This is a genomic window from Coprothermobacter sp., from assembly GCA_013824685.1.
Taxonomy (GTDB): Bacteria; Caldisericota; Caldisericia; order Cryosericales; family Cryosericaceae; genus Cryosericum.
This window is the reverse complement of record PNOG01000006.1, coordinates 1-25736: the sequence shown is the minus strand read 5'-3', so window position 1 is coordinate 25736 and position 25736 is coordinate 1. Positions and strand designations below refer to the sequence as shown.

The window sequence follows — 25736 nt, the reverse complement described above, 5'->3', positions numbered from 1 at the left end:
TCCGCATGCATGGAGGATTCCAATGAGCACCAAGAGAAAAGCTGGACACAAGGCACCTCACGAGAAACGCGTTGAACTTGAAGCGACGACACGCGGCAAGTTCCGCCTCGCAGTCGCGCTTGCTGTGACCGGCGGCGTCCTGCTGCTGACAGGGCTGCTGCTCGGAAGAGGTGCTCCCAATGGCAGCTCATTGTTCGCGGCTCGTTTCTTCATGCTGGTCGTCGGTGTGTCACTCCTGCTCGCCGGGGCGGTCGGCCTCATCGCCCATCTCCTGGTCGTCGGAGCAAATAGACAGGTGAACAAGCGACACTAGAGACCTCTGGACTGCTCCAGTCTCGCAACGATCTCGTTGTAGAGCTGCCGATAGGCCGAGGCTGCCTTGCCCTTGGCGTCAAGCCGCGTCACCGGGATGCCCTGGCTGATCGCCTCCCTGACCCGGACAGACTCGGGAATTGTGGTCTTGAACAGCAGATGCCCATAGAGATCGTCGAGCTTCGCCCACGTCTCCTGAGCAAACGACTGACGCTCCTGGATATTGTTCAGGACGATCCCGAGAGGCCTGATGCCGGCGTTGTGGCTGGACCGCAGCTGCTCGATGGACGCGATGAGGTCCGCCAGCCCCTTCAGCGCAAACCAGGACACGTCGGCCGGTATGATGGCGAAATCGCCCGCAAGAAGTGCCCCCCTGGTGAACAACCCCATGGCAGGCGGCGTGTCCATGACGACGACATCATGTGCATCGCCGGCATCAAGCCATGAGCCTATCAACTCGAGGTGGTCGGAGGCGTCGTGGTCTTCATACTTGCTCAGGCTGCCGTCTGTTCCCACCAGGTCCAGATGGTCGCCTACCGTCAGTGGACGCGGGAAGCCTCCCTGGAACAGCAGGGCAACGTTGTTGTCCGGTGGCAGGTCAGACCGCAGGAAGCAGCTGGTCAGGTTGGCCTGTGGGTCAAGGTCGAGCGCCAGAACGCTGTTGCCGTCGGCGGCAAACAGCGTCGCAAGATGAAACGCGAGTGTGGTCTTGCCGACACCGCCCTTCTGATTGGTCATGACAATCCTCATGGTTCCCCCTGAGACTCGCTGGCTTGTGTGATTGTGAGTATATCACAGGTACGTGCCAACCGTATCGATTCTTGCCCTGTCTGCGGGTGCAGCCGCCGCGTCAACTCATACAGACTACATCGTCCGTCATTCCCGCGCAGGCGGGAATCCAGCCCTGTCCCTGTTGCAGCATGTTACAACAACTACGGCTGTCCCCTGTTACACCCTGTTACAAGCAACGCGCCGCGTTGACGGCAGCGGGAAACTCATATACTGGAGATGTGTCCACGCAATGATGACCAGTCATGACCAGTCCTGTATCCGGGCCTGCTTTTCGGGCACTCGAAGTGCGGTCCGCCCTCAGAAGCGGATGCAACCGGTGGCTTCTGCGGGAGACCGTACCCTCACCGCAAGCGGCCGGACAAGAAATTCGCGTTCCCGGAGGAAGTACAATGCTCAGAGAAGACGTTCAGAACGGGCTTGACGTTCTCACCAAACCAGAGAGCAGCTTCTGGCTCCGTGAAGGGATTGCCGCGAACATGGCCATGATGCAGGGCCGCGCGATCCGTGAGCCCCATCATCACCGGGTCTGAGCAATGATCCTCATCACTGGCGGCGAGAGGTCTGGCAAGAGCACGTACGCGATGCGTATCGCGCTCGAGCGCGGCACGCGCCGGGCATTCGTCGCGACCGCCGAACCATTCGACGACGAGATGCGCGCCCGGATCAAGCGACACAGGGAAGAGCGCGGGTCGCTGTTCGAGACCATTGAAGAGCCTGTCGAAGTCCCCACCGTCCTTCGCCGCTGCGCATCCTATGACGTGGTGCTTGTCGACTGTATGACGACATGGCTCGGCAACCTGATGCACTACCAGCGAGACCTTACGGCGATGAAGGATGAGCTGCTGGCCTCCGTATCGGGCAACGAGGTCTTCGTGACCAACGAGGTCGGCATGGGTATCATCCCGATGGACGCATCGACCCGGCTGTACGTGGAAGAGCTCGGGCGACTCAACGCCGCTCTGGCACAACGCGCGGACCAGGTCATCTTCATGGTCGCAGGTCTGCCTCTCGTCCTGAAATGATCGGGTGCACCTCCTGGCTGGTCCCTGGCACGTGGCTGGAAAACGCCCGCCTTGCACAGGGGCTGGTCGACTATGAGGAACTCCTGGTGGCGAGCTGGGACCAGGATACACGGTCTACGCTCGAACGCGAGCTTCCTGAGCTGCTCAAGCTTGACCTCCAGTACGCGGTGCACCTTCCGTTCTCGGACGCCGCACAGGCATGGGATGCGTACCGCTTCTTTGAGAGTCACGGATTCCCAGCTCTGAACTATGTCCTGCACCCGATGGCACACTGGAGTGACTACGCCTGGGGCGAGCGGATCGCTCTCGAGAACCTCAAGGACGTCGTCGAGCCCTACGAGCGCATGGTGTTCGACGTCGGGCACCACCTCCTTGGCAAGCGCTTCCCTGACGAGTGGAAGCCTCGCGTCGTCGAGGTCCATGCGATGGGGGTGCAGGGCGGAAAGGACCATCTTGCGCTTGACCCTGCGACGGCCACGGTCATCCTGCCATGGGTCAATGACCAGACCCTGCTGACCTTTGAGGTGTTCGACCTTGATGCCCTCACGACCAGCCTGCGTACCTGGGAGGCCTGCCGTGCTGGATGAGCCGCGACTTGCCTTCTCGTTTCTCAGCCGTCTGCCGTTCGGCGGCAAGGGAACCGTCAAGCACATCGCCCGCTACTTCACCCTGGTCGGCTATGTCGCCGGACTCTTGTACTGGGCGGGGCGCCGGTTCGTCCCGGGCGATCTGGGCGCCGTACTGGCAATCGTCGTGGGGTTCTACGTGTTCGACCTCTTCCACTTCGACGGGCTGCTCGACACGTTCGACGGCTTCCTCAATCAGGCGGGACGTGAGAAGTGCCTGGAAATCATGTCCAAGGGCGACACCGGTCCCTTCGCCGTTTTCTTCTCGTTCTTCTACTGCCTGGCGTTCTACCTGGCCTTTCGTTCATCGGCGCCGACGTCGCTTCTCTTCATGAGCGTGTGCGGGCGCTTCGCCATGAACGTCCTCCTTGCGGTGACACCGCCTGCCAAGCCGGGCGGCCTGGGGGCGCTCATGTCGCCGTACGAGCACTCGGCCACCGTCGTAAGTGCCGTGCTGGCTGCGCCGCTGGCTTTCCTCGACCCTCTGCGCTGGGCCGTGTCCATGGGCGTGGCCGTCCTGACAGGGTTGTTGATGAGTATCGCCGCGCGCCACAAGATCGGGGGCTATACCGGTGACGTCCTGGGAGCCGCCTGCCTGCTGGGCCAGCTGTTTGTCCTCATCGCAAACCTGCTGCTGGGCTAGGCTCGACCAGGGATGGTCGTCGTGCCGGGTCTTGGCAGAAGTCAGCTCAGTGCTAGAATTGGTAATTGCTATATCCTACGGGAGGTCGCATGAACATCCTTGAGTCGATTCGCAGCAGGGCGGCAAGACTCCACAAGACCGTTGTGTTGCCAGAGGGTGACGAGGAGCGCAATCAGCAGGCAGCGGCCATCATGGTGCGTCTGGACATGGCCCGTGTGGTCCTGGTCGGCAACGGCGCTTCCATTCGGTCTCACGCGGAGTCCAATGGCGTCAGCCTTGCGGGCATCGAGATCGTTGACCCGTCGACGTCCCCCAGACTCCATGACTACGCCGCTCTCATCCTCGAGAAGCGCAAAGCCAAGGGCATGACAGCAGAGCAGGCTGCCCAGCTCGCTGTGGACCCTATCTACCACGCGACCTGCATGCTCGCCACAGGAGCAGTGGATGCACTGGTCACGGGCGCCGTCCACTCGACGGGCGATATGCTGCGTCCTGCCCTGCAGATCGTCGGCACCGCGCCCGGCAACAAGACCGTCTCGTCGATGTTCCTGATGGTCATGCCGGACGGGCGGCTGTTTGGGTTCGGAGACTGCGCCATCGTCCCGGATCCTACCGCTGAACAGCTTGCCGACATCGCCGTTGCGACCGCCTCGACGTTCCAGAAGCTGACAAACATCGAGCCTGCTGTTGCCATGCTGAGCTTCAGCACCAAAGGCTCTGCCTCGCACGAAATGGTGGACAAGGTCGTACAGGCAACCAAGCTGGTACGGGCAAGGAGACCGGATCTTGCCATTGATGGGGAACTGCAGTTCGATGCGTCCCTTGTCCCATCGGTTGCGCGCCAGAAGGCTCCATGGAGCGTTGTTGCAGGGAAGGCAAACTGCTTCATCTTCCCTGAGCTCAATGCCGCGAACATCGGGTACAAGCTTGTCCAGCGGCTTGCTGGAGCTGAGGCTGTCGGTCCGGTTTCCCAGGGACTGGCGAGGTCGGCAAACGATCTCTCACGAGGCTGCAGCGCCGAAGACATCGTCAACGTTTGCGCCATCGCACTGCTGAATACGCAGGAAGATGCAAGGCAGGCCGCGGCTTCATGCGGGACCTGCGCCCCGCACCCAAGCTAACACAGTACGTTCCATCTTTCACCTGGAGCTGCCCTTGAAAGAAACCATCGAGCACTACCTCCTCGACCACGAAAAGGCTATGATGTCCGCGATAGCAGGCGCACTGGCCATCCCGTCGGTCAAGGACGCGGCCACGGTTTCCCCTGATGCTCCCTTCGGCGTTGACATCGCACGAGCCCTCCGCTACGTGCTCGACATCACGAACTGGATGGGCTTCCCCGGTGAGAACGTCGAGGGCGTCGTCGGCAGGGCTCGGTTTGGAAACACATCGGGCACCGAGTATGCCGTGCTCACCCACCTCGACGTTGTCCCCGCAGGCGACGGATGGACTTTGCCCCCATTTGCAGCGACCATCCGGGACGGGCGTCTCTACGGTCGCGGAGCCGTGGACGACAAGGGCCCGGCTGTCGCAACGGTCTTCGCACTCGCTGCAGCGCGCGCCGCACTTGCTGCATCGGGGGTGGAACCGAAGAATGCAATCCTTCTCATGTTCGGCACCGACGAGGAGTGCGCCTGGCAGGACATGGAGATCTACCGCAGTCGGCACTCGCTGCCGTCATCGGGGTTCAGTCCCGACGGCGACTTCCCGATCGTCAACAGTGAGAAAGGCATCCTGGCGGTCCGGCTGTCCAGCAGCCAGGACGCCAACGGTATGCTTCAGTCCGCAACAGGCGGTAACCGGACAAATACGGTGCCGGCACACGCCGAGGCCGTCATATCCACTCCTCCACACGGGACAGATGCCCTGCTCAACGTTCTCCACGGGTGCGACGAGGAGGATGGGTTCACGGTCAGGACGACGGCAGGCAAGGGCCGTATCGACGTATCTGTGGATGGCACGCCGGCCCACGCATCCACACCCGGAAAAGGGCACAACGCCATCGGAAAGCTCCTCATGGTGCTGGACACCGCCGGCATTCTGGAAGGCCTTCCCATGCTGCAGTTCCTTGCGCGCACGGTCGGGACGGGCTGGACAGGTCACGGGTTGGGAGTGGATCTCCACGATGACGTGTCTGGAAGCCTGACTGTCAACCTGGGAGTCCTCACGTGGGAAGGAGGCGTCGGCACGCTGGACATCGACATCCGCTACCCTGTCACCTCGTCGAGGACGTCGGTCTTATCGGTCCTCGGACCGTCCATCACGGCCATGGCGTCCGCCCTGACCATCCTGGATGACACGCCCCCGCATTATGTGGACCCCTCGTCTCCTCTCATCGCAACTCTCGGAAAGGCATACCATGAGCATACACACGCCACACCACGCTGCATCAGCATCGGAGGAGGCACCTATGCTCGTCTGATCCCGGAAGCGGTGTCATTCGGCCCGGAGTTCTCGGGGCATCCCGCGACCGAACACGGACCAGACGAGTACATCGAGCTGGATGACCTGCTTGTCGCCACCCGCATCTATGCGTCGGCTATGGTCGACCTGCTCACCGGCGGGGCCCAGGCAGCCGGACGCTGACATGGTCAGAACCCGCTGGCAATACGAGGACAGTTTCCGAACCAGCGTACCGTGGTATACTTCCCACAGGATTGACACCATCCACTAAGGAGTATCATGAAAACCGAACCTTCGAAGAAACATATTATGACCCCGGCAGAGCGCAAGAGTAGAAGCCGGCGCCTCAACCTCGGCCTTATGGCTATGGCGATAGTCTGGGGGCTGATTATGTTCACTACACACGAAGTCATCTTCATCCGGTGGTTTGCAGCCGCTGTTCTCTTCGTCGTCGGGCTGACGGGCTACTTTGGCATTGGGACGGAACGCACCCGAAAGCCGAAGCAGTAGGAAACAGCAACCAGGAGGGATCATGCCATGAGAGTGCTGATCGTTGGAGGCAATGCGGGCGGGGCAAGCGTCGCGACGCGTCTCCGCCGCCTGCGTCCCGATGTAGAAGTTGTCGTGTTCGAGCGCGGCCAGTACGTCTCCTATGCAAACTGCGGCCTGCTGTACTATCTTGAGGGAACCATCGCGGACCGATCTGCGCTCTTTGTCGAGACAGCCGACTCCCTTCGTTCCAAGCATGGCATCGATGTCCGCCTCCAGAGCGAGGTCGTCGGCATCGATGCCTCTGCGCACACGATCACTGTCCACAACGCTGCTACAGACGCACGGAGTATTGAACACTACGACAAGCTCGTCCTTGCCATGGGCGCAGAGCCTGTCTGGCCCCAGATTCCCGGCATCGATGGAGAGAACGTCATACCAATGTGGTCGATCCCGCATATGGACAGGATCGCAGCACTGGTCCAAGGTGGAGCGCGTTCCGCCGTCATCCTCGGGGGTGGCTATGTCGGCTGTGTGATGGCCGAAGCTCTGCGCAAACGGGGGCTCAACGCCACGATCGTCGAGGAGGCCGCCCAGACGATCTCCTTTGTGGACCCGGACATCGCAGTCTACACTCAGCAAGAGCTGGAGAAACATGGCATCTCCGTTCGCCTGGGACAGCATGTTGAGCGTTTCAGTGCCCGCGCTGGTGGTGGACAGACAGTTGTCCTGGCGGGCGGGGGTAGCATCGATGCGGATTTCGTCGTCGTGGCCGTCGGCGTCCGCCCACTCTCACGTATCGCACGAGACGCCGGTCTCGCGATTGGCGATTCGGGAGGTATTGCGGTTTCACCCAGCCTGCGGACATCAGACCCGGACATCTATGCAGTTGGCGACGCCATCGAAGTCACGCACACCGTCTCAGGAGCGGCAATGGCGATACCGCTCGCCGGTCCCGCTCATCAGCAGGCTCGCATTGCAGCTGCCAACATTGCCGGAGTCGGTGGTGGCTGGAGCGAGCAGTATCCGGGAACACAAGGCAGTTCGGTTCTGAAGGTCTTCGACATTTCCTGCGCCTCGACGGGGGCCAATTCCGCGCAGCTGCAGCGCAGGAACATCCCCTTCAACTCGATCCTGATCCATCCCATGAGCCATGCAGAGTACTATCCCGGCGCCTTCCCCATCCATCTGAAACTCCTGTACGGGTCTGACGGCCGGGTGCTTGGAGCACAGGCTGCAGGACGTGACGGGATCGCCAAGCGCATCGATATCATCGCGACGGCAATCTATTTCGGCGCCCACGTGGGTGATCTGGACAACCTGCAGCTATGCTACTCGCCGCCGTTCAGCTCGGCACGAGATCCAGTCAATGTGGCAGGATCTGTGGCCAAGGCTCACCTGATCTCCAAAGACTCCTGACGCGAGGCAGGCTCCCTCCGAACGAGAAAACCGCCCGACAGCTTCTTGCGCCGTCGGGCGGTTGCTTATCAAGAGAGCTCTGGCGTTTTCCGGGCCTTCAACCTTCGATGACAATCTCCTTGTCACCTACGCTGGAAACCCTGCCGGCAATGGAGGCATGAATGCTGGCTCCCAGCTTCCCTTCCGGAGGAGCGGCGATGAGCTGGCCGATGCTCACCATGTCGCCCTCGACGACGACTGGCTGAGCCGGCACGCCGATGTGCTGCTTGAGGCTGATGGCGACACGGTCGGCGCGGACCTCGGACTCGTCCCATGCGACCGGCCACGTGTGGTAGGTGCCGACGCCGAGGCGGGCGACAAGGCGCTCCGTGGGCACAAGGCGCCCCTCGCGGAAGTCGTCGGGCGACAGATCAGCACGGTGGTGCACCTCGTTCTTCCACCCGGCGGCTGCCAGTTCGCGCTTCATCTTCTGGTAGAACTGCATGGGCGAAAGCTCCAGCGGACATGAGTACGCCTCACACAGTCTGCATTCGCAGCACATGACTGCACCCGTCAGGACGCTGTTCTTAACGTTGATGCCATAGGCCCCTGCGCGCATGATCTCGTGAGGGCTGAAATCATGGCCGAGCAGGTGCCGTGGGCACAGGACCGTGCAGTCACGGCACTGGTCACAGCTGGCCTTCCCTCGTTTGGTCCACAGGTCGAGGGATCGAGACATGAACCGGACGACCTCGTTGTCTGTGGGGAGGACCAGGATGCCTCCCGTCGTCTTGGCAATCGTCTCCGCCTTCAGGTCTTTCACGATATGCCCCGTCATAGGCCCTCCGACCACGACCTTCAGCTCGCTTTCACTGCGCGTATAGCCGCCGGCACATTCGATGACCTTGTCGAACGACATGCCAAGAGGCACGTTGATGGTCCGGGGTGACTTGACCTCACCGTTGACGGTCACGTACCGGTGGGTCACCGGAACACCTTCATCCACGGCCAGCGCAATGTTGGCAAGCGTCCCGACATTCTGCACCACACAGCCGACGTTCAGAGGAAGCCCCGCCTCGGGAATGAGCCTCCCTGTCACCTCGTAGACCAGGCAGAACTCGTCACCTGCCGGATACACACTGCGCTCGATGATGTAGAGGCTCACTGGCCATGCCCGTGCATCGTCGGCGTCCTTCTGGCGGTCCAGCTCTGCCTGCAGGGCCTTCACGGCACTTGCATAGTGCTCCTTGACCGCGATCAACCCACGGCCGGCCCCAACTGCCTGCATCACCAGGCGCATCCCGCGGATGACAAGCTCTGGATGAGCTGCCATGAGCTGCTGGTCACACCGCAGCATTGGCTCGCACTCAGCTCCATTGGCAATGACGGTGTCAATGTTCCTGGCAGCGAGCTTGACGTGCGTCGGAAATCCTGCGCCACCCGCACCTACGACACCGGCCGCCCGGACGCGCTGTATGATTTCCTCGGAAGTCATACGATCTTTTCCCTCACCTGACCGGCAAGCTGCGTGATAACAGTCTTCCGGACAAGCAGACCGTCTTCGGTAGGTCGTAGAGAACCAGCCGCGACCGCAGTTTCGACGTCGGCGACCTCACCCTCCATGAGCAGGAAGCTCTTGCCTCCAAGGCCATTGGCAAGACGCAATTCCAGCAGGTTGACGTCGGCGGCCTTCGCGGCGGCATCCGATGCCACGATGCATGACGCAGCAGTCACCGTCTCGATGATGCCCAGGGCTGCCCCGTTCGTGGTCTCCGAACTGAGATCCAGGGCGGTGAATATCGCCGGATGGGCGTTTGGCAGGAACAGGGTGTCGACGACGGTAGCGCCTGCGGTCTTGATGCCTGAGCGGAGGGCGTTGCTGACCTGGCTGGTGTCGCCACGGAACAGGACCATGAACTTCCCGGGACAGATCGAACGCGCCTCAAGGAGCTCGACTGAAGCCGTCTTGACTGCCGCGTCGGCTGCCTCGATCCCAGCCGCGACGCTGTCCGTCTCAATGAAGCCAATCGCTTTCTCAACCATTGTCCCTACCTCCCACTGAGCTCACGTCATACCATTCATTCGGAGACAAATCAACAGCCTTGGGCTCTCCCTATCTCAACGGTGCCATTTCTCCCGCGACGTTGTTCATCGCGATGCCGATCGGTGTCACAAACAACGGCTCGCCCGGGATGACCGTCTCGATCCCCGTGACGTCCTCGATGACCTGGGCCATCCCAGGGAAACGGGCCGAACCACCGCATAGATAGATGCGTTTCGGACCGTATGATGTGACATGCCTTGCAACGATGGTGGCAACCTTCTCCATGACCGCCTTCACCGCGGGGAACAGCGTCGCCTGCTCTGCTGCATTGGTTTTCAGTGCCTCCGCATCCATGAAGGGGATGTGCATCGCACCGGCGACGACCAGCGTGAAGTGCGTTCCTCCCGTCGGCTCGTCTGCAGTATACACGACCTTGCCGTCCTCGATGACGGCCAGCTTGGTCGTCCCGCCGCCTACATCGACAACCACACCACTGTCGATCTGCAGGACCGTGCTTGCGGCGGTCGCTTCGTCGACCAGGCGCGAGCACTCGATTCCTGCGCCCCGCAGGACGTTCCCGGTCGCCCTCACCTCTGCCAGGGGAACTCCCGGCGGATATGCGGTCGCCGCAGACTCTATCTTCCTGCCAAGCCTCTCCTCGACCTGTATCTTCAGCTTCTTGACGATGCTGATTGCACCAATATAGTCGAAGACGACGCCTTCCCGGACCACCTGCGCAAACTGATATGCGCCGGCGATGGGCGTCATGCTCTCGTCGAGGACCACCAGGACGGTATACGCGGTTCCGAGGTCTACACCGACATGCATCTCTCCCTTGTACGAGACGTGAGACGCCGCTGTTCCCTCGTAGAGGATCACACGGTCTGCCTCGTCCAGCACCTCTTGCAGCCTCGGGTTGATCTTCCCGGCCTCCGTGGCAAGCGTGGGGACGACCAGCCTCCGCTCCTTGACTTTTGAGAGCGTGCTCATACGCCACCCACCGTTTCCGCCTCTTCGAACCGCGCCAGTGCGAACAGAACGTCCGACACCCTGTTGAGGTATGCGGCCACGTTCTGATTCTGCAGATCGCCGGTTTCCATGAGGCTGACGACGCGTCGTTCCGCCCGGCGTACAATCGCCCTGGCCACGTCGATGGCAGCCGCGCCCGTGGTGGCTCCCGGAATGATGAACTTGTTCGGCATCGTGACCTTGTGCTCAATGTCCTCGATATACCCTTCCAGCTTCTTCACCATCTCGTCTGACACGATCCAGCCGTGCTTGCCGAGCTCCGCATGGCGCTCTGGTTCGGTCGCAATCTCGGCTGCGACAATGCCCAGATCCTTCTGGATGTCGTCGATGATCCCCCTGGAATACTCCTGCCGGCACAGAGACTTCGCCAGGCCAAGAGTTGAGTTCAGCTCGTCGACGGTTCCATATGCTTCAGGCTGGGGGCTTGCCTTGGAGACGCGCCGCCCAAACAGCAGGGCTGTCGTCCCTTTGTCCCCGGCACCAATATTCGGTTTCATAGGATTACCTCCTCTTTTCTGCTCGACAGGCGGGCTCACTCACAAGCGAAGTGACTCCCGCCTGTCGATGCATCGTGTTGTCGTAGTCTCCTGCCTATGTAAACGAGGCAGGTGGGCGAGGAGGGACACATGCAACGTTCTCTCCAGCCGACTCTTCGAAACGGATCTCCATGCGCCACTGCTTGATGAAATCTGTGGCAGACGGAGAGAAGCGGGTGCCGACCGGGAAGCTCAGGATGATGCCTACCTCCGGCCTGCGTATCTTGCTTCGTAGTTCTGCTTCGGTGACAATTCGCATACAGCGTCTCCTCGCCGGGGCCACGGCCCACGGGAACCTGGGGGCGAACTGCACTCGCCCGCAGCATAGTGTGCCTGGTTCTACAGTTTCAGTGCGACGCCGCTGACCTTCTGGTCCAGCATGCGCTTGGCAATGTCAACGATGGCTGCTGCTGCTTCCATGGGGTTGAGACCCAGGCGATAGATGTTGGAGATGCAGTTCCTCTCGCCATCGGTATCCGTCATCTTGGCCTTGTAGGCCATATAGGCGCTGAGGCTTGTCTGCGTCACCAGGCCAGGCCGCTCACCAATGAGCATGATCGCCACTTCAGGCTGCAGGACGCGGCAAACGTCGTTCAGCAGGCGAACGCGGCCGTTTTCCACGTAGAATGGCGTCCCGAACGTCAGTCCGACAGTCTCGAACCCGTGCTTCAGTGCCGGCAGAAGGTCGGGCAGGTTCTCCATGACGGCAGACGACGATAGTCCTTCGCTGATGAACACCTGAATCTGTGCCCCCTTGGTGCAGTGGGTAAGGATGGCTTCCTCTGCTTCCTTGGTAAGGATGCCTCCCTTCTCCGGGTGGCCAAGGTAGTCGTGCTTGTCGGTGCAGATCGTCGACGTGCGGAGTCCGACACCGTGCTCAGTCAGGAACTCGTCCGAGATCCTAGACCAGATGGCATCCTTCGCCGAAGCTTCGTCCAGACGGAATGAAAGCCACGCCTCGACAGGCGGCCTGGAACCCACGCGACCAGTGGCAATGCGCGCAGGAGTAGCCTCCATCATGGCTTCCAGTGCTTCACGGTTGTACGGGTTCTTGACGCCTAGTTCGCGATGTCCAAATTCTTTGAGTTCACCCATTGTAGCCTCCTGTGCCTACCAGAGGAAAATGTCAGACGGCTCGGCCGAGAAGATGGACGCGTCGCCAGCTCTGTCAGTGAGCTTGCCATTCTTCAGCAGGCCCATCCGTTCCATCCAGCGCTCAAACTCAGGAGCCGGGCGTCGGTCGAAGATCTCGCGCATCGAGACGTCATCATGGTTGGTCGTATCCTGGTAGCTCAGCATGACGTCATCGCCCATGGGAACACCCATGTAGTAGACAGCGCCGGCTGCTGCGGCCAGCAAGTTGGCCATTTCCTGACCGTTGTGGTTCATGTCGACGTGGTTGACATAGCAGGGAGCCATGCCCATTGGGAATCCATGCATCTTGCCGGCGAACAGATCTTCAAGGGTGCCATAGGCGATCTGGAACGTGTCCAGATGGGTCTCCGGTCCGATGAACCCTGTGACGTTGTTGACGCAGAACGGGCGGAAGTGACGGCCATACCCGTACGTTCGGGACTCCAGCGTCTGCTCGTCGCAGCCGAAGTCAAGGCCGACGGACATCTCGGAGCCCTGACCGGTCTCGAAGTACATGACGTTGGGGCCGGCGCAGAAGGAGTACTCACGGGCCAGCGCCCACGCCTCTTCCATCATCTTGAGGTCGATGCCGAAGCCCTTGTTGGCTGGTTCGCACCCTGCGATACTCTGGAAGAACAGGCCGATGTGCGCGCCACGCTTGGCAGCTTCCATCTGGCCAGTAATGTGTCCCAGTGCCGAGTTCTGGGTGGGGATCTGCCACTTCTCGATGAGCTCATACGTCATCTCGAGGATGCGAACGAGCGTGTCGGGTGTGGGGTCGACAGGGTTGATGCCGATGACTACGTCTCCGGCACCATATGACAGACCGTCGAGAATCGAGGCACGGATGCCGTCGATATCGTCCGTCGGATGGTTTGGCTGGTTGCGGTAGGACAGAGTCCCGGGCAAACCGATGGTCGTGTTGGCTGTCGTCACGTTGTAGATCTTCTTGGACGCCACGACGAGGTCCATGACGGACATGAGACGGATGACCGCCGAGATCATCTCGGAAGTCAGACCGACACGAACGCGCTGGATGTCCTCGTTGGTGGTCTTCTGGTCAAGCAGGTAGCCGCGCAGATCGGCGACGGTCCATCCCTTGATCTTGTTGTACACAGCCTTGTTCGTGTCGTTGATGATAACGCGCGTGACCTCGTCCGTCTCATACGGCAGAACGGGGTTCTCGAAAATGTCCTTCAGCGTCAGATTCGCGACCACCCACTTGGCGGCGATACGCTCGCGCTCCGACTGAGCGGCAACGCCGATCAGCTCATCGCCCGAACGCTTCTCTGCAGACTTGGCAAGGACATCCTTCACGGACTTGAAGCTGTACATCTGCCCTTGCAGTGTTGTCGTGAGATTCATGTATTCCTCCTGAGACTCTATGTCGACAGTCGTTTACCGTAGCCCTCACCGTTCGAGGTCGCCACGCAGGTGCTGCTTCTGCCCTTCTCTGTACGTTTCCTACGGTACGACCGGACTTGGAGCGGTCTTGCCAAGTTTGATGGTCTCCTGGAACGGACGCCACAACCCGGTGTTCTCGTTGCGACCCTGCAGAAGCACAACGCGGCCAGGCTTCGCCATGCCGGGAAGAGCCTCCTTGTACAGCGTTCCGATGTCGCCACCCTTCAGGCGATTGACAAGGTAGATGAGCTTGGTCTCTGGAAACTGTGTCATCATCTCGAAGTCGCCGTCACTGTCCCCAGCGACGAACAGAGGCGCCTTCTTGATGAAGTTGCGGATGACCGTGGCCTTGCCCATGCGCTGTGTCAGTTCGTAGCCGGGCTCTTCGCTCAGCTTCGCGAGGTACTTTCCGGAGGCGTCAGTCTGGAGGCGTACGCCGATGACCCGGTCTTCGGGGAAGCCGTATCCGTTGATGGCTGCAACTGCCTGGATGACAGGCTCGAACGACGCCGTGACAACCCACAGCTCCCAGCCGGTAGCCCGCTGCTTCGATATCATATCGATGATGCCCTGTGCAAGGCGGATGCCTGCCTTGTATGTATATGAAGCGACGCTGGCCTTCCGCGTCAGATCCATCGGGGCTTTCAGTGTGATCTTCTCGCTCTTGCGAACGAGCGCATCATTCAATGCAATGACAGCTAGTTTCTGTACTTCGGACTTGGTCATGCCTTCACAGAGGAAGCACACCCAGGGGTAAGAATACTCGGCGGCGATCTCAGGAGTGTCAGTCAGCCCGTCATACATGAACGGCAGCTTGACGACGAAGTCCTTGTACTCGGACGTGGCCTTGATCTCATCCAGCGTCATCTTCTTCGCGCCGATGTAGTTGTCGTACAGGAAGGCATAGTCGGCTTCGAGGTCGGCAGCAAGATCGGCGAGGACAACGTTGCCGTAGTCGGCAGACAGTTTGAGGACGTTGGTGTCCTTGAGCGTTTTGCCCGCAGCCTCGGGGATGATGGCGTTGAAGGCTTCCTTGTCCATCGCGTACTGCAGGTTGAACATCTGGAAGCGGAACATCGTTTCCATGATGTCATTGTAGATGCACGTGTTGTCCCAGTCATAGACGGCTACTGGGTGCGTGGGGCCGTACTTCTTGATGAACCAGTCTGAGTAGATCCAGTTGTACGGTGTGTAGCCGGTATACGTTCCAGACGGAACGCCAGCTGCCATGGCAACACCGGCAAACGACGAGACGAGCAGTGCGACAAGCAGTACGACGGAGATGATCCTGGCGACTTGCTTCATGCTGTTCCCCTTTCGCTTCGATTGGTTGTGACAGTGTCGTTCAACATAGCGAGGATTGGCTCACCTTCTCCGAACCAGCCCTCGCCTCCCTGCACGTTATGCCTCGCTGCTATGAGACGGCCGTGGCGCGGGGCGCCTTTGGGGCGCCCTCCTCGGCCGTCTCATGTCACGCGGCAAACCGTACCCCGCTGCCTAGATGCTGATCTGATCCGCCCAGTTGGACGGGAACGTAACGTAGTAGACTTTGACCCAGGTCGGCGTATTCCAGTGAACCGAGGAACCCTTGGGAATGAATACCGTGTCACCAGGATCTGCATAGATGGTCTTTGCTTCGCAGGTAATCTCCATGCGGCCTTCGACAACATAGTCAATCTCGTCGTAGTTCAGGGTCCAGCTGAAGCCCGGGCCCTTGTGCCACGACATGAAGCCACCCGAGATACTGGCGGCATCGTCAAGGGTGATCACGTCCACAAGCCGGAAGTCGATCTCTGGAGGATTCCGCAGGACTCCAGCAGCGTCGCGAAGCTCGAGCGTGGGCATGTCGCAGTCCTTGGGCAGTTTCGCAAACTTCAGCTGTCCAGGGCGTGAGCCATAAGCCTTCGGCGTTGCGCACGGAGCGCACACCTGAGGCTGGGCGCCAGTCCCCATACGCTCGAGGACAGCCTTGACAATCGCCTCGAGCTTGTCGTCGCTGGGCGCCGCCACAGGGACAGGTGCGCTGGCGTGAACGATGGGCTCGCGGGAGTCCTGGATCTTGATGCCGAGCTCCATTGCGGTGTCGCGCGCCAATGGAGTCAGGGTGTCTCCCGGCTCAAGCCGAAGGACCGTCTGTCCACTGGACTTGAGGTTTTCAATGTCGAACTTGGAAATGATGCGCTTCTCCATATCGAGTTCTACCTCCCTAATGTATCGGCCGCAGTGCCAAGCTCATTCCCATCACGCGTGATGGTCTGAGGCCTGACGACCCGGCTGAGGTTGGACACCAGCTACTCAGCATCGGCCGGTCGTTTCGGCAGCAACATCTCCGTGTCACTGGCCGGTCGAGGGATGACGTGAACCGAAACGAGCTCCCCGACCCGCTGCGCGGCGGCTGCGCCAGCGTCAGTAGCAGCCTTGACGGCTCCGACGTCACCACGCACCATTACCGTAACAAGCCCGGAGCCAACTCGCTCCTGACCGATCAGCTTGACGTTTGCCGCCTTGACCATAGCATCGGCGGCTTCGATGGCTCCGACCAGTCCTTTGGTTTCAATCATGCCAAGTGCAATCATGCCTGGATCTGCCATAGATGACTCTCCTCTAAGAGAAAATTAAGAAACTCCTGGTTCTTGCCGCATCCGCACGTGCACGTGCGGATGCGGCGGACACGTTCCTATAAGGTCTTAGGCCGCTTCTGGTTCGCGATAGTCTGCTTTGGGAGCAACCAGCGTAGCGATGACGATACCGAGGATACCGGCGAACACCTTGCCGATGATCATCGGTCCAATAAACTGCGGCGCGTTGGCGGCCGTGAATCCAAGGTGGTCAGCAAGAGCGAATGCAGCAGCAACCTGGAATGCAGCATTGATGACTTTGCCACGAGGGGTCATATCCTTGAACATGCCCCACATGGGAATGTTGTTGGCCAGCGTCGCCACGAGACCGGCTGCGCCGATGCTGTCCATGCCGAGCATCTTGCCAAGGGCACCAAGTGGCTTACCAAGAACCGTGGTCAGGAACTTGACGAGCGGATAAGCACCAGCAAGAGCAAGCGCGATGGCGCCGATGATTTCGAGACCTTCCATAACCATTGCGCCGGCTGCAGGATCCCAGTGAGAGAACGTGGGGGCCATGCCAGGGAGAATCGTGACGCCGGTCTGGGTCTGGAAGATGACGAGGCCGAGGCCGACGAGGATGAAGCTGCTGATGAACTTGCCAAAAATGATGAATCCCTTGACCATTGCCTCACGCGCAAACAAAAGACCGGCGGCGATCAGAGCGGCAACGATGAAGACCGGGACAAGGTACGTAAGAGACGGTCCGAAAGGGTTGCCGGCCAGAACGCTCTGCAGCAGGGCACCAAAGGGCGCCATGATGATACCGGCAAGGATGCCGAGTCCCATGTACTTGCGGTCCTTGGCCTTAATGATGCCAAGGCCGACGGGAATGTTGAAGACGATGTTGACGCCGAAGACGGAACCAAGCAGCAGACCGCCGAAGTAGCCGACCCACTCAGGGTCGCCGGCGGCCTTCGCAAGCTGAAGTCCAAGAGGCGTAGCGCCCATGTCGATGGCCAGCAGCGTGCCGGCAAACATGGCAGTCTTGGAGCCAAGAGCCGTGAAGACCGGACCGACAACCGGCATCAGCCAGCCGGCAAGAACGGGGGTCAGTGCGATGATTCCGACCATGGCCAGTGCCAGAGGGCCCATTGCGTTGAAACCGTTCTCCATCTCTGCGCCGAATCCGTCAATGAGGGGAATCTTGGCATCGGGAGCCCAGTACTTGATGATCCTGTCGATGACACCGAGAACTGCGAAGATACTCATGATCCAAAGTACAGTTTTGCTAATTGCAGCCATTTGTTACACCCCTTCCTTAGAATTAGAGTATGGTGCTGTGGTGAACCTGCATACAATCACTCTTCCACAACGTCTAACACAAAGACCATGTCGTGCCCTTCCGAACCACTGCCTCCTCTCTAACTGTAGTGTGGTGAACACGGCGGTCATTACAAGGTTGTGTCGTCTGAAGCTGGCTTGGGCACCAGCATCTCGGTGTCGCCGGCAGGACGCGGAATCACATGGACCGAGACAAGCGTCCCGACCCGCTGCGCTGCCGCAGCTCCTGCGTCTGTCGCAGCCTTGACGGCCCCGACGTCGCCACGTACCATGACGGTAACGTAGCCCCCACCGATCTCCTTGTACTCTGCGCCGACAAGTTTCACGTTCGCCGCCTTGACCATGACGTCAGCCGCCTCGATAGCGCCGACCAGTCCTTTGGTTTCGACCAGTCCCAGAGCAATCATCTTCTCTGCCATGTTGACCTCCGCCGTTCATTTTGCCAGGGTTGAGGCACGGCCATTACCCTTTATGAGACAGTTCTTCGCGGACGACCTTGCGCACCAGGTTCTCAATGTCCGACGGCGACTGCTTGTCAGCCGGAGCCGACGCAGGAGCTGCCGGCACCGTCACCGGTTTACGGTCATACACAATTGGGGGATTGAACGGACGCACCTCATACGCGACGCGCTTCACGTTCATCAGGTGATGGACCGTGATATTGTCGCTGCTGATGCCGCCACCCATGCCACCGGTCGCCAGTGTGAGCGATGGTGGCAAGTTCGTTGTGGCTCCGATCGCTCCCATGGTCGTGGAGCCATTGACAATGATGCGAAACGCGGGCTTCTGCAGCCCGAACTGCATGATGATGTCCTCCTCGGTGCAGTGGAGCCCCATGGTGTGTCCTTTTCCGCCAAACTCAAGCATCTCCATGCAAGCCTCACAACCAGAGTGCCACCCGTCTTCGACATAGAAGACGACCACAGGGGCCAGCTTCTCGCGTGACAGCGGAACCTTGGGACCGACTTCCTTGAGCCGGGCGACCAGAATGCGGGCCTCGTCAGGGACCTCGAAGCCGGACTGCCTGGCCAGTACCTGCGGGGAGCGTCCGACGAAGTCGGACTGCATGAGTCCGTTTGGGCGGAACATGGCCTTGCCCAGCTTGTCGGCTTGTTCATCAGTGAGAAAATACGCCCCGTTGCGTTCCATGGCCTTCGCCAACTGATCGGCAATCGGAGTGTCGGCAATGACTGCTCCCTCATGGGCGCAGATGACCGCGTAGTCGAAGTTGACGCTGTTGACGATGTCGCGAGCCGCCTTTTCGACGTCTGCACTACGGTCGACATAGACCGGGACGTTCCCGGGACCGACGCCAAGAGCCGGCTTGCCCACACTGTGAGCATACTCGACCATGGCTTCGCCACCGGTTGCAATAATCAATCGGACAGCTTTCTGCTTGAGCAGTTCCTGTGTCCCTTCCATACTGACGTACGTCATACAGCTGATAAGACCCTTGGGAGCTCCAGCTGCCTCGGCAGCCTCAGCCAGAACGCGCGCAGTCTCAGCCGAGCACTTCGGGGCGCCGGGATGGGGAGCAAACACGATTGCATTGCGCGCCTTGACGGCGATCAGGGACTTGAAAATGACGGTAGATGTCGGGTTCGTCGTTGGGACCAAGCCTGCTATGACACCAAAGGGCCAGGCAATCTCGATGATCTTGTTGGCTTCATCGCGTCTGATGACACCTTCGGTCCGGACGTCCTTGATGGACATCCAGAGGTCGCGCGAGGCGAACTGGTTCTTGATGGTCTTGTGTTCAGCAACACCCATGTGCGTCTCTTCGACTGCCATGCGGCCGAGCCGTTCAGCCTGCTCGTACGCAGCCTCGGCCATCGATGCACAGACGACGTCCACCTGGTACTGGTTGAAGTGAACAAATGCTTCCTGTGCGACCTGAGCCTGCTTGACCAGATTCCTGGCTTCTTGAATAGACAGCAGGTCGCGGTCGAGTTCTTCGGGCATGTTCTGCCTCCTCTTACAGTTCTCCGCCCCGATCCAGCATCAGACCGGAGCGCCTATCAGGGAATACGTCGTGCGAGTCGCAGAACACTCTACTGGAAAGCCAGCGGATCCCGTGCCACAGACAGAACTGCTTCGTCGAACGCACGGCAAGCCGCGCGGCAGGCGCTCTGAGTGCCATACAGGAGTGCACCGTGGTAGTTGGTCTCACTGAGCCTGGTGAATGAGCCAACTGCTACGTCGGCTGCCTTCAGGGACCGCTCCATCGCATAGTGGCCCTCAAGGGGCGGTGCAGTGATGTATGCGATAGGAGTCCCGGGGGCAACTCCAGCTTCCTTGGACAGGTATGTCCCAGACCGCGAGATCGTGTAGGCCAGCCAGACCATCAACGGCGCAACCTGGACAGGAAGCGTGACCGTCGAATACCGCAGCGCGTCGACAAACTCAAGGACAGCGTTGATTCCCGCAGTCGCCTCGGCAGGGTTCGGAGCGGCCAGCAGAAGCATGGCTTCGCCCGACAGAGGTCCTGACGGATACGAACCGCCGGCAAAGTGCGAACGACAGTACGCCACACGCACATCTGCCTTCTTGGTGGCTTCGTCTCCGCCGATATACAGCGGATCATCGATGTTGCAGGTGAACAGTGCCAGACTCTTCTCCCCAGGGAGAAGTTCCAGAGACTTCGCCATGTCGGGGTGCACATTGGCAATGAGCCGCACCGACAGGATTTCTGGCTTCAGGGTCCGTTCCATCTCTAGAGCCATGTCATTCTACTCCTTTTTGATACCTCGTTCTCCGGTTTCCCGGGACAGTCCGATGGCTGGCCACGGGCCCGTCAACGGATTCCACCAACCGGCCTCCAGGTCTTGCTCCAGGATCGTGACGTCGCTCCCGGAGGCCGGCGATTGCTACTGTACTTAGCCTCTCTTCGCAGTGGCGAGTTCGACGCCGCTGGTCTTGTACTGCAGATAGTCCTTGATGAGAGCGACCGCTTCGGCGGCTGCTTCAATGGGGTTCTTGCCCTTCTTCGAGATCATGCAGATGTTGTCGCGGTTGCCATCAGTCGTGAGCGGCTCCCAGCGAGGCTTGTAGCCCATGTAGATGGACAAAGCGTCAGAGATGATGAGACCAGGACGCTCGCCGATCAGGACGACGACCACATCGGCATTCAACAGAGTGCCAAAATCGTTCATGATGCCGACGCGGGCGCGGTTCACGTAGATCGAGGTGCCAACTGCGATACCGGCAGCCTTGAGGCCGTCGGTCATGCTCTTGAGAACGTCACCGGCATAGCGCTCGATGGCATAGCCACTGAGGCCGTTGCTGACGACGAACTGGACGGTCGGGTTCTTGACGCACTTCTCGAGCACGACGGCCTTCGCCTCGTCGCTGAGCTTGCGGCCGAGCGGCGGCAGGCGAAGATAGGTCTCGAGCAGGCCATTGGTAGCGGTCTCCCCGACGTGCAGGAGACCCAGCGCCTTGATGACCTCATCTGGAACACTGTACTTCAGAGAGTCCTGTGTGGCACCGTGGTCGGCTCTCATCTGGAAGTAAGTGTTCAGCTTCGGACGGGGGCCGTTGCGGCCAACGCAGACGCGTTGATCGGTCGCATGCATGAGAGCCTTGCAGCCCTCGAGATCCACAGGATGATCGACGCCGACAGTATGGCGCTTCTCAACAGTGGTAACGTCTTCCACTTCGACTCCGAACTTGGCGCCTTCGGCGCGCCGTGCCTCGATATCTGCCTGCTTCTGTGTACCCTTATACAGCTCGTATGCAGCCATTTCTACTCTCCTCTCCTACCGCTTCAGGAAGAACGACGGATCGCCGGCCTTATCGGTCAGCTTGCCATTCTTGAGCAGTCCAAGTTCCTCGGCCCACTTCTCCCATTCGGGAGCCGGGCGAGTGCCCATTGCGCTCCAGAGAGAAGCTGTATCGTGGTAGCTCGCGCACTGATAGCTCAGCATGACATCGTCTCCCATGGAAACGCCCATGTGGTAATTGCACCCTGCAACAGCATCGAGGACCATCAGGAACTCGTTGGTGTTCTGGTCGGCACGGACGTGGTTGGTGTAGCAGTTGTCCAGCCCGAGCGGGATGCCCAGCAGCTTGCCGCAGAAGTGGTCTTCAATGCCTGCGCGCATAATCTCGTCAGAGTTGTACAGGTATTCTGGTCCGATGAAGCCGACGACGGAGTTGACGCCGATGGGGCTGTAGCGGCGGGCAAGCGCATGCTTGCGGGCCTCGAGCGTCAGCTGGTCTGCATCGTTGTTGGCGTAGGCGGACAGCTCGGTGCCCTCGCCTGTCTCGAAGTACATATAGTTGGGGCCTTCGGAGTAGCAGAACTTCTTTGCCAGCTCATTGGCCTCATCGAGCATACCCACCTCGACACCAAAGGACTCGAGGGCTGCCTGGGTCCCTGCGATGCTCTGGAACACCTGACCGACCTTGGCGCCCTTCTTCAGGCACTCCATCTGGGTGGTCACGTGGCCGAGAATGCAGTTGGATGCGGGGATGTTCCACTTCTGCTTGATGTCCCACATCATGTCGTACATCTTCATAAGGTTCTCGACCTGGTCGATGGCTGGGTTGATGCCGATGACCTGGTCGCCGATGGCGAATGCAAGACCATCATAGATTTCGGCCCGGATGGCGTCGAGATCGTCCGTTGGATGGTTGGGCTGAAGGCGCGCGCCCATGCGGCCAGGAAGACCCATGGTGCACACGTTGTGCACGACACACGGCATCTTCTTGCCACCGACAATCAGGTCGAGGCTGGAGCAAAGCTTGGCAACAGCCGCAGCCATTTCGCCGGTGAGGCCCTTGCTGATGGCGGCGATGTCCTCGGACGTCGTGTTCTCGTCGAGGATCCAGGCCCGCATTTCACCTGCGGTTTTGTTCTTGATCTTCTCGTAGGCAACGAGATCGAGACCATCGTCGATGGCACGCGTAATTTCGTCGTCTTCGTAAGGAACAACCGGCTCGGCGCGCAGCACCCACATCGGGATCTCGGCCAGAACAGTCTTGGCCGCGATACGTTCCGCTACACTCTTGGCAGCAACACCCGCTGCTTCATCGCCGGACTTCTGTTCGTTCGCCTTCGCCAGGACTTCCTTGACGTCCTTGAAGTCGTACGTGATGCCGAACAGTTTGGTACGGAATGCCATGTTTCCTCCTTGTCACATTGAGAAGATAAGTGTCTTCACCGAAAGAGAAACAAGACGATCTCCCAGCATCGATTGACCAATGTCGATATAGTCCCCTTCTGTCAACGTGACCTCATCGATCGAGAGCACCTTGAACTGGGGTAACCCGGCGCTTACGACCTGTCCCAATGCCTTGCCCAGGTCGCGCTCTGTCACCAGAATCAGTGGAATACTCGGCGAAATGTGCTTGCTGGCAAACGCCTCGATGCCGCGCCCCAGCTTCTTCAGGTCGTCATAGCAGTCCACTCCGGATAGGTCGACGGCGAGAGCGACTCGATCCTTTGCAGGGTCGAGGTCCCAGCGACTGTACCCGTCCAAAATCGCCCTGGTCAGCGCCTGCTCGTCGGGAATGCCGTCGAACATCGGCCGGACGACCGGGACATTACGCATGGGCAGCTCCTTGGGGGCAACCCATATGGTCATGCCACTCAACGTGATCGTCTCGTGGCTTGCACCCATAACGGTGGCGCGCTCGGTGTGGAGAGGCTTGAGGACAGTCCACTCCTTCACGCGCGGATGATTCCGCAGTTCCTCGCCCATCAGGGGTCCGATGTCGCCGTATACTGCAACATCCTGGATCGTCCTGATCGGCTTCGTGTCATAGAAGAAGTCTGCCACACCGCCGGAGAAGAAGATCGTCGTGTCGATGACCGGACGCGACAAAGGAGCCGTCTCCATAAGGTCACGCGCCATCTGTGACACCTGTCCGGACAGCACCTCGACAATGAGGTCGGTCATCAGGCGTGCTACCTTCCGCAGCACTTCCATGGAAGCAACATCACCCACCTTCAGGCCGATGTCGAGATGGTTCAGCATCTTCTGGCCGCTCCTGGTGATATGCTTGACGACACCAGACGCCTGATCGACCTGGATATGGCGCCCACCAATGGAAAGCACCACCGTGTCCATCAGGTCTCCCTGGTGAAAGACCGCGATGTTGGTCGTGCCACCGCCGATGTCGACGTTCGTGCCCCACGCAAAATGCTCGGACGTCCATGCGGCAGCGCCTGACCCTCGCCCTGCAAGGTGAGCTTCAAGGCTGGGACCCGCGACAGTCGATACGAAGTCGCCTGCCAGCGGCGCCACGATGTTCAGGACCCTCTCTGCGTTCCGACTCTTGGCTGCCTCCCCAGTGATAATGACGGCGCCGGTGTCGATCTGGTCCGGCGTGAACCCTGCTTCCTTGTAGTCTGCCCACAAGATCTTCTCGAGCTCATCAACGTCCACGAGCCCGTCGTGGTTGATGGGAGTGAAGTGGACAGCACTCTGATACAAGACGTCCTTCTTGGCCACTTGCGCTCTCGGCTTGCGGGCCGGGCCATACCTTGCCTGCGGCATCCTGCTGAGTGTCGCTGTCTCGGCGACCAGCAACTTCGAGATGACAATCTGCGTGGTCGTGGTCCCGATATCTATTCCCACGCTGATGAGTTCGACTGATGCCATTACTCTGCCTCCGCTACTTTTCCGACTTCCGGCTGTTCTTTCTGGGAGCGTTCTTCTTGTCGACGTACAGGTGGTCTTTGAGCGAGGTCACAAGAGTTCTTTTCGCCCCCTGGACCTTCTTGAGTTCCTCGACCGAGTTGAATAGCCCCTGCTGTGTACGGAACTCGACGATGCGTTCGGCCAGTGCAGGGCCAACGCCCGGCAACGTGTCCAGCTGCTCGGCGCTCGCCGTGTTCAGATTCAGGCGTCGCACCGGCGTCTCGCGTGTCACCCCAGGAGGCACGCCTGGAAGCCCGACAGGAATGAGGGGTCTTACGATGGGTATTTCTGGAACCCGGATGACAGGAGTTGCGAGTCGTACCTCAGCAAGTCCAATCGCAGCGTCAGAAGCGGTGTCCGAAAACACAGGAGCCACCGGTACGTTCGATTCCAACAGCCGGGCTGCTTTTGCCTCACGTGCCACGGGCACAGAAACCTCACCCGGCGCGGGAGACGCTCCCTCGCCGGCCGGCAGGCCAAGATTCCTGCTCATGTTGCCGATGATCATGTCGGTGTCTCTGTCGGGGCGCGCAATCACGTGGATGGATACGATCTCGCCCACGCGTCGGGCTGCTGCTGCTCCTGCGTCGGTGGCAGCCTTCACGGCGCCCACATCACCACGCACGACGACAGTAACCAGACCATCTCCAGAGTATCCTTTGCCGATGAGGCGTACATTGGCTGACTTGACCATGACGTCAGCTGCTTCAATGGCGCCGACAAGCCCCCTGGTTTCGATCATGCCGAGTGCTGTCAGCTTCTCGTTCTCAGGCATGGACTCGACTCCCTGCTACACAGGTGGCCCTAAGACCTATCACGATTTGTGGAAGGTGTCGCGACCGTCGACCTCGAGAGAATCGAGGATCCCCACGATCGTCGCATCTGCAGGAGCTCCATCAGTGAGTGCCGTGAACCGGCCTCCACTGCCAACGGCGACGAGGACAAGCTCACCCTCACCCGCGCCTACTGCGTCCACGGCGACAAACGGAGTGCGGTCCATCAGTTCATCGTGCACTGTCGCTTCTTGAACGACAAGGAGCTTTCGGGCAGACAGTTTGTCTGCTTTGACTGTCGCAACGGCCGAACCAACAACGCGCGCTATTATCATGGTTCCAGTCCTCCTAGCACTTCATTGTACGTTGCACCAGACTACGCTGAACTACCTGCCGGCAGATAACACAATCCCGCCCTTGAGTTGTCACGTTGCTCACGTGGCTTCCCAGCGCATCTCGTCCTCTGCCCCGCGCGGACCATTTTCGCATCGGCAGCTGAAGTCTCATCGATACTCGACTTCCGACCCAGATACCGGTTCTTCAAATGCAGTTTAGGACGAATCTATCACGTGTCAAATCGTC

General features: G+C 59.8%; 27 protein-coding genes and 1 pseudogene. 8 read left to right on the top strand and 20 right to left on the bottom strand.

Annotation, left to right across the window (positions count from 1 at the left end):
* Nucleotides 1-22: 22 nt before the first annotated feature.
* Complete coding sequence (locus tag C0398_01665) at nucleotides 23-313, top strand: hypothetical protein (GenBank protein ID MBA4364699.1); 291 nt, start codon at nucleotides 23-25, stop codon at nucleotides 311-313.
* Here the strand turns inward: C0398_01665 and C0398_01660 are convergent.
* A complete protein-coding gene (locus C0398_01660) occupies nucleotides 310-1062 on the bottom strand; it encodes a hypothetical protein (protein MBA4364698.1) in 753 nt (250 codons plus the stop codon). The two genes, C0398_01665 and C0398_01660, sit on opposite strands and share 4 nt — an antisense overlap.
* Before the next feature lie 575 nt (nucleotides 1063-1637).
* Here C0398_01660 and C0398_01655 point away from each other — a divergent pair.
* The 7 genes from C0398_01655 to C0398_01625 all read left to right on the top strand — a co-directional run bounded on the left by C0398_01655 (nucleotide 1638) and on the right by C0398_01625 (nucleotide 7706).
* Nucleotides 1638-2126, top strand: coding sequence for a bifunctional adenosylcobinamide kinase/adenosylcobinamide-phosphate guanylyltransferase (locus C0398_01655; protein ID MBA4364697.1), 489 nt, complete (start codon nucleotides 1638-1640; stop codon nucleotides 2124-2126).
* Complete coding sequence (locus C0398_01650; protein MBA4364696.1) at nucleotides 2123-2713, top strand: xylose isomerase; 591 nt, start codon at nucleotides 2123-2125, stop codon at nucleotides 2711-2713. Before C0398_01655 ends, C0398_01650 begins: the two co-directional genes overlap by 4 nt.
* On the top strand, nucleotides 2664-3395 hold the full coding sequence (locus C0398_01645) for an adenosylcobinamide-GDP ribazoletransferase (protein MBA4364695.1): 732 nt from the start codon (nucleotides 2664-2666) through the stop codon (nucleotides 3393-3395). The genes C0398_01650 and C0398_01645 overlap by 50 nt, the downstream gene beginning before the upstream one ends.
* Before the next feature lie 89 nt (nucleotides 3396-3484).
* A complete protein-coding gene (gene pta / locus C0398_01640; GenBank protein ID MBA4364694.1) occupies nucleotides 3485-4516 on the top strand; it encodes a phosphate acetyltransferase in 1032 nt (343 codons plus the stop codon).
* On the top strand, nucleotides 4464-5981 hold the full coding sequence (locus tag C0398_01635) for a dipeptidase PepV (GenBank protein MBA4364693.1): 1518 nt from the start codon (nucleotides 4464-4466) through the stop codon (nucleotides 5979-5981). The genes pta and C0398_01635 overlap by 53 nt, the downstream gene beginning before the upstream one ends.
* 96 nt (nucleotides 5982-6077) lie before the next feature.
* Nucleotides 6078-6308 (top strand): hypothetical protein, encoded by a 231-nt coding sequence (locus C0398_01630; protein MBA4364692.1) that lies wholly within the window; start codon nucleotides 6078-6080, stop codon nucleotides 6306-6308.
* 27 nt (nucleotides 6309-6335) lie between these two features.
* On the top strand, nucleotides 6336-7706 hold the full coding sequence (locus C0398_01625; GenBank protein MBA4364691.1) for a CoA-disulfide reductase: 1371 nt from the start codon (nucleotides 6336-6338) through the stop codon (nucleotides 7704-7706).
* Nucleotides 7707-7803: 97 nt separating this feature from the next.
* Here the strand turns inward: C0398_01625 and C0398_01620 are convergent, their stop codons facing one another.
* The 19 genes and pseudogenes from C0398_01620 to C0398_01530 all read right to left on the bottom strand — a co-directional run bounded on the left by C0398_01620 (nucleotide 7804) and on the right by C0398_01530 (nucleotide 25489).
* Entirely contained in the window at nucleotides 7804-9180 is a 1377-nt protein-coding gene (locus C0398_01620) for an electron transport complex protein RnfC (GenBank protein MBA4364690.1), read from the bottom strand.
* On the bottom strand, nucleotides 9177-9728 hold the full coding sequence (locus C0398_01615) for a propanediol utilization protein (protein MBA4364689.1): 552 nt from the start codon (nucleotides 9726-9728) through the stop codon (nucleotides 9177-9179). Before C0398_01615 ends, C0398_01620 begins: the two co-directional genes overlap by 4 nt.
* A gap of 70 nt (nucleotides 9729-9798) precedes the next feature.
* Nucleotides 9799-10650, bottom strand: a complete 852-nt coding sequence (locus C0398_01610; protein MBA4364688.1) for an ethanolamine utilization protein EutJ — start codon at nucleotides 10648-10650, stop codon at nucleotides 9799-9801.
* A gap of 65 nt (nucleotides 10651-10715) precedes the next feature.
* Nucleotides 10716-11255 carry an ATP:cob(I)alamin adenosyltransferase gene (locus tag C0398_01605; protein ID MBA4364687.1) on the bottom strand — a complete coding sequence of 180 codons (540 nt, stop codon included), beginning with the start codon at nucleotides 11253-11255 and terminating at the stop codon, nucleotides 10716-10718.
* Nucleotides 11256-11349: 94 nt separating this feature from the next.
* On the bottom strand, nucleotides 11350-11553 hold the full coding sequence (locus C0398_01600; GenBank protein MBA4364686.1) for a hypothetical protein: 204 nt from the start codon (nucleotides 11551-11553) through the stop codon (nucleotides 11350-11352).
* Nucleotides 11554-11633: 80 nt separating this feature from the next.
* On the bottom strand, nucleotides 11634-12389 hold the full coding sequence (locus tag C0398_01595; protein ID MBA4364685.1) for an ethanolamine ammonia-lyase: 756 nt from the start codon (nucleotides 12387-12389) through the stop codon (nucleotides 11634-11636).
* 15 nt (nucleotides 12390-12404) lie between these two features.
* Nucleotides 12405-13793: an ethanolamine ammonia lyase large subunit gene (locus tag C0398_01590; protein MBA4364684.1), complete on the bottom strand. Its 1389-nt coding sequence runs from the start codon at nucleotides 13791-13793 to the stop codon at nucleotides 12405-12407.
* A gap of 99 nt (nucleotides 13794-13892) precedes the next feature.
* Nucleotides 13893-15137 carry a hypothetical protein gene (locus tag C0398_01585; GenBank protein MBA4364683.1) on the bottom strand — a complete coding sequence of 415 codons (1245 nt, stop codon included), beginning with the start codon at nucleotides 15135-15137 and terminating at the stop codon, nucleotides 13893-13895.
* Between the two features lie 192 nt (nucleotides 15138-15329).
* A complete protein-coding gene (locus tag C0398_01580) occupies nucleotides 15330-16022 on the bottom strand; it encodes a hypothetical protein (protein MBA4364682.1) in 693 nt (230 codons plus the stop codon).
* Between the two features lie 101 nt (nucleotides 16023-16123).
* Nucleotides 16124-16408 carry an ethanolamine utilization protein EutM gene (locus C0398_01575; GenBank protein ID MBA4364681.1) on the bottom strand — a complete coding sequence of 95 codons (285 nt, stop codon included), beginning with the start codon at nucleotides 16406-16408 and terminating at the stop codon, nucleotides 16124-16126.
* 111 nt (nucleotides 16409-16519) lie between these two features.
* Complete coding sequence (locus tag C0398_01570; protein MBA4364680.1) at nucleotides 16520-17695, bottom strand: ethanolamine utilization protein EutH; 1176 nt, start codon at nucleotides 17693-17695, stop codon at nucleotides 16520-16522.
* 149 nt (nucleotides 17696-17844) lie between these two features.
* Nucleotides 17845-18153: an ethanolamine utilization protein EutM gene (locus C0398_01565; protein ID MBA4364679.1), complete on the bottom strand. Its 309-nt coding sequence runs from the start codon at nucleotides 18151-18153 to the stop codon at nucleotides 17845-17847.
* 43 nt (nucleotides 18154-18196) lie between these two features.
* Nucleotides 18197-19696 carry an acetaldehyde dehydrogenase gene (locus C0398_01560; GenBank protein MBA4364678.1) on the bottom strand — a complete coding sequence of 500 codons (1500 nt, stop codon included), beginning with the start codon at nucleotides 19694-19696 and terminating at the stop codon, nucleotides 18197-18199.
* Between the two features lie 89 nt (nucleotides 19697-19785).
* Nucleotides 19786-20445 carry an ethanolamine utilization microcompartment protein EutL gene (locus C0398_01555; protein ID MBA4364677.1) on the bottom strand — a complete coding sequence of 220 codons (660 nt, stop codon included), beginning with the start codon at nucleotides 20443-20445 and terminating at the stop codon, nucleotides 19786-19788.
* A gap of 165 nt (nucleotides 20446-20610) precedes the next feature.
* Entirely contained in the window at nucleotides 20611-21477 is an 867-nt protein-coding gene (locus C0398_01550; protein ID MBA4364676.1) for an ethanolamine ammonia-lyase, read from the bottom strand.
* Nucleotides 21478-21492: 15 nt separating this feature from the next.
* Nucleotides 21493-22860, bottom strand: coding sequence for an ethanolamine ammonia lyase large subunit (locus C0398_01545; protein MBA4364675.1), 1368 nt, complete (start codon nucleotides 22858-22860; stop codon nucleotides 21493-21495).
* Between the two features lie 12 nt (nucleotides 22861-22872).
* On the bottom strand, nucleotides 22873-24342 hold the full coding sequence (locus C0398_01540; GenBank protein MBA4364674.1) for an ethanolamine utilization protein EutA: 1470 nt from the start codon (nucleotides 24340-24342) through the stop codon (nucleotides 22873-22875).
* 538 nt (nucleotides 24343-24880) lie between these two features.
* A pseudogene (locus C0398_01535) lies at nucleotides 24881-25156 on the bottom strand (hypothetical protein).
* A gap of 39 nt (nucleotides 25157-25195) precedes the next feature.
* Entirely contained in the window at nucleotides 25196-25489 is a 294-nt protein-coding gene (locus C0398_01530) for an ethanolamine utilization protein EutN (protein ID MBA4364673.1), read from the bottom strand.
* Between the last annotated feature and the right edge of the window lie 247 nt (nucleotides 25490-25736).

Coding starts and splice junctions, on each gene's coding strand:
- C0398_01635 (MBA4364693.1), top strand. CDS start 4,464: ATGCAAGGCAGGCCGCGGCTTCATGCGGGACCTGCGCCCCGCACCCAA.
- C0398_01660 (MBA4364698.1), bottom strand. CDS start 1,062: ATGAGGATTGTCATGACCAATCAGAAGGGCGGTGTCGGCAAGACCACA.
- C0398_01560 (MBA4364678.1), bottom strand. CDS start 19,696: ATGCCCGAAGAACTCGACCGCGACCTGCTGTCTATTCAAGAAGCCAGG.
- C0398_01645 (MBA4364695.1), top strand. CDS start 2,664: ATGCCCTCACGACCAGCCTGCGTACCTGGGAGGCCTGCCGTGCTGGAT.
- C0398_01580 (MBA4364682.1), bottom strand. CDS start 16,022: ATGGAGAAGCGCATCATTTCCAAGTTCGACATTGAAAACCTCAAGTCC.
- C0398_01565 (MBA4364679.1), bottom strand. CDS start 18,153: ATGGCAGAGAAGATGATTGCTCTGGGACTGGTCGAAACCAAAGGACTG.
- C0398_01625 (MBA4364691.1), top strand. CDS start 6,336: ATGAGAGTGCTGATCGTTGGAGGCAATGCGGGCGGGGCAAGCGTCGCG.
- C0398_01530 (MBA4364673.1), bottom strand. CDS start 25,489: ATGATAATAGCGCGCGTTGTTGGTTCGGCCGTTGCGACAGTCAAAGCA.
- C0398_01555 (MBA4364677.1), bottom strand. CDS start 20,445: ATGGAACGGACCCTGAAGCCAGAAATCCTGTCGGTGCGGCTCATTGCC.
- C0398_01650 (MBA4364696.1), top strand. CDS start 2,123: ATGATCGGGTGCACCTCCTGGCTGGTCCCTGGCACGTGGCTGGAAAAC.
- C0398_01585 (MBA4364683.1), bottom strand. CDS start 15,137: ATGAAGCAAGTCGCCAGGATCATCTCCGTCGTACTGCTTGTCGCACTG.
- C0398_01570 (MBA4364680.1), bottom strand. CDS start 17,695: ATGGCTGCAATTAGCAAAACTGTACTTTGGATCATGAGTATCTTCGCA.
- C0398_01615 (MBA4364689.1), bottom strand. CDS start 9,728: ATGGTTGAGAAAGCGATTGGCTTCATTGAGACGGACAGCGTCGCGGCT.
- C0398_01575 (MBA4364681.1), bottom strand. CDS start 16,408: ATGATTGCACTTGGCATGATTGAAACCAAAGGACTGGTCGGAGCCATC.
- C0398_01540 (MBA4364674.1), bottom strand. CDS start 24,342: ATGGCATCAGTCGAACTCATCAGCGTGGGAATAGATATCGGGACCACG.
- C0398_01600 (MBA4364686.1), bottom strand. CDS start 11,553: ATGCGAATTGTCACCGAAGCAGAACTACGAAGCAAGATACGCAGGCCG.
- pta (MBA4364694.1), top strand. CDS start 3,485: ATGAACATCCTTGAGTCGATTCGCAGCAGGGCGGCAAGACTCCACAAG.
- C0398_01655 (MBA4364697.1), top strand. CDS start 1,638: ATGATCCTCATCACTGGCGGCGAGAGGTCTGGCAAGAGCACGTACGCG.
- C0398_01590 (MBA4364684.1), bottom strand. CDS start 13,793: ATGAATCTCACGACAACACTGCAAGGGCAGATGTACAGCTTCAAGTCC.
- C0398_01620 (MBA4364690.1), bottom strand. CDS start 9,180: ATGACTTCCGAGGAAATCATACAGCGCGTCCGGGCGGCCGGTGTCGTA.
- C0398_01665 (MBA4364699.1), top strand. CDS start 23: ATGAGCACCAAGAGAAAAGCTGGACACAAGGCACCTCACGAGAAACGC.
- C0398_01605 (MBA4364687.1), bottom strand. CDS start 11,255: ATGAAACCGAATATTGGTGCCGGGGACAAAGGGACGACAGCCCTGCTG.
- C0398_01550 (MBA4364676.1), bottom strand. CDS start 21,477: ATGGCTGCATACGAGCTGTATAAGGGTACACAGAAGCAGGCAGATATC.
- C0398_01545 (MBA4364675.1), bottom strand. CDS start 22,860: ATGGCATTCCGTACCAAACTGTTCGGCATCACGTACGACTTCAAGGAC.
- C0398_01595 (MBA4364685.1), bottom strand. CDS start 12,389: ATGGGTGAACTCAAAGAATTTGGACATCGCGAACTAGGCGTCAAGAAC.
- C0398_01630 (MBA4364692.1), top strand. CDS start 6,078: ATGAAAACCGAACCTTCGAAGAAACATATTATGACCCCGGCAGAGCGC.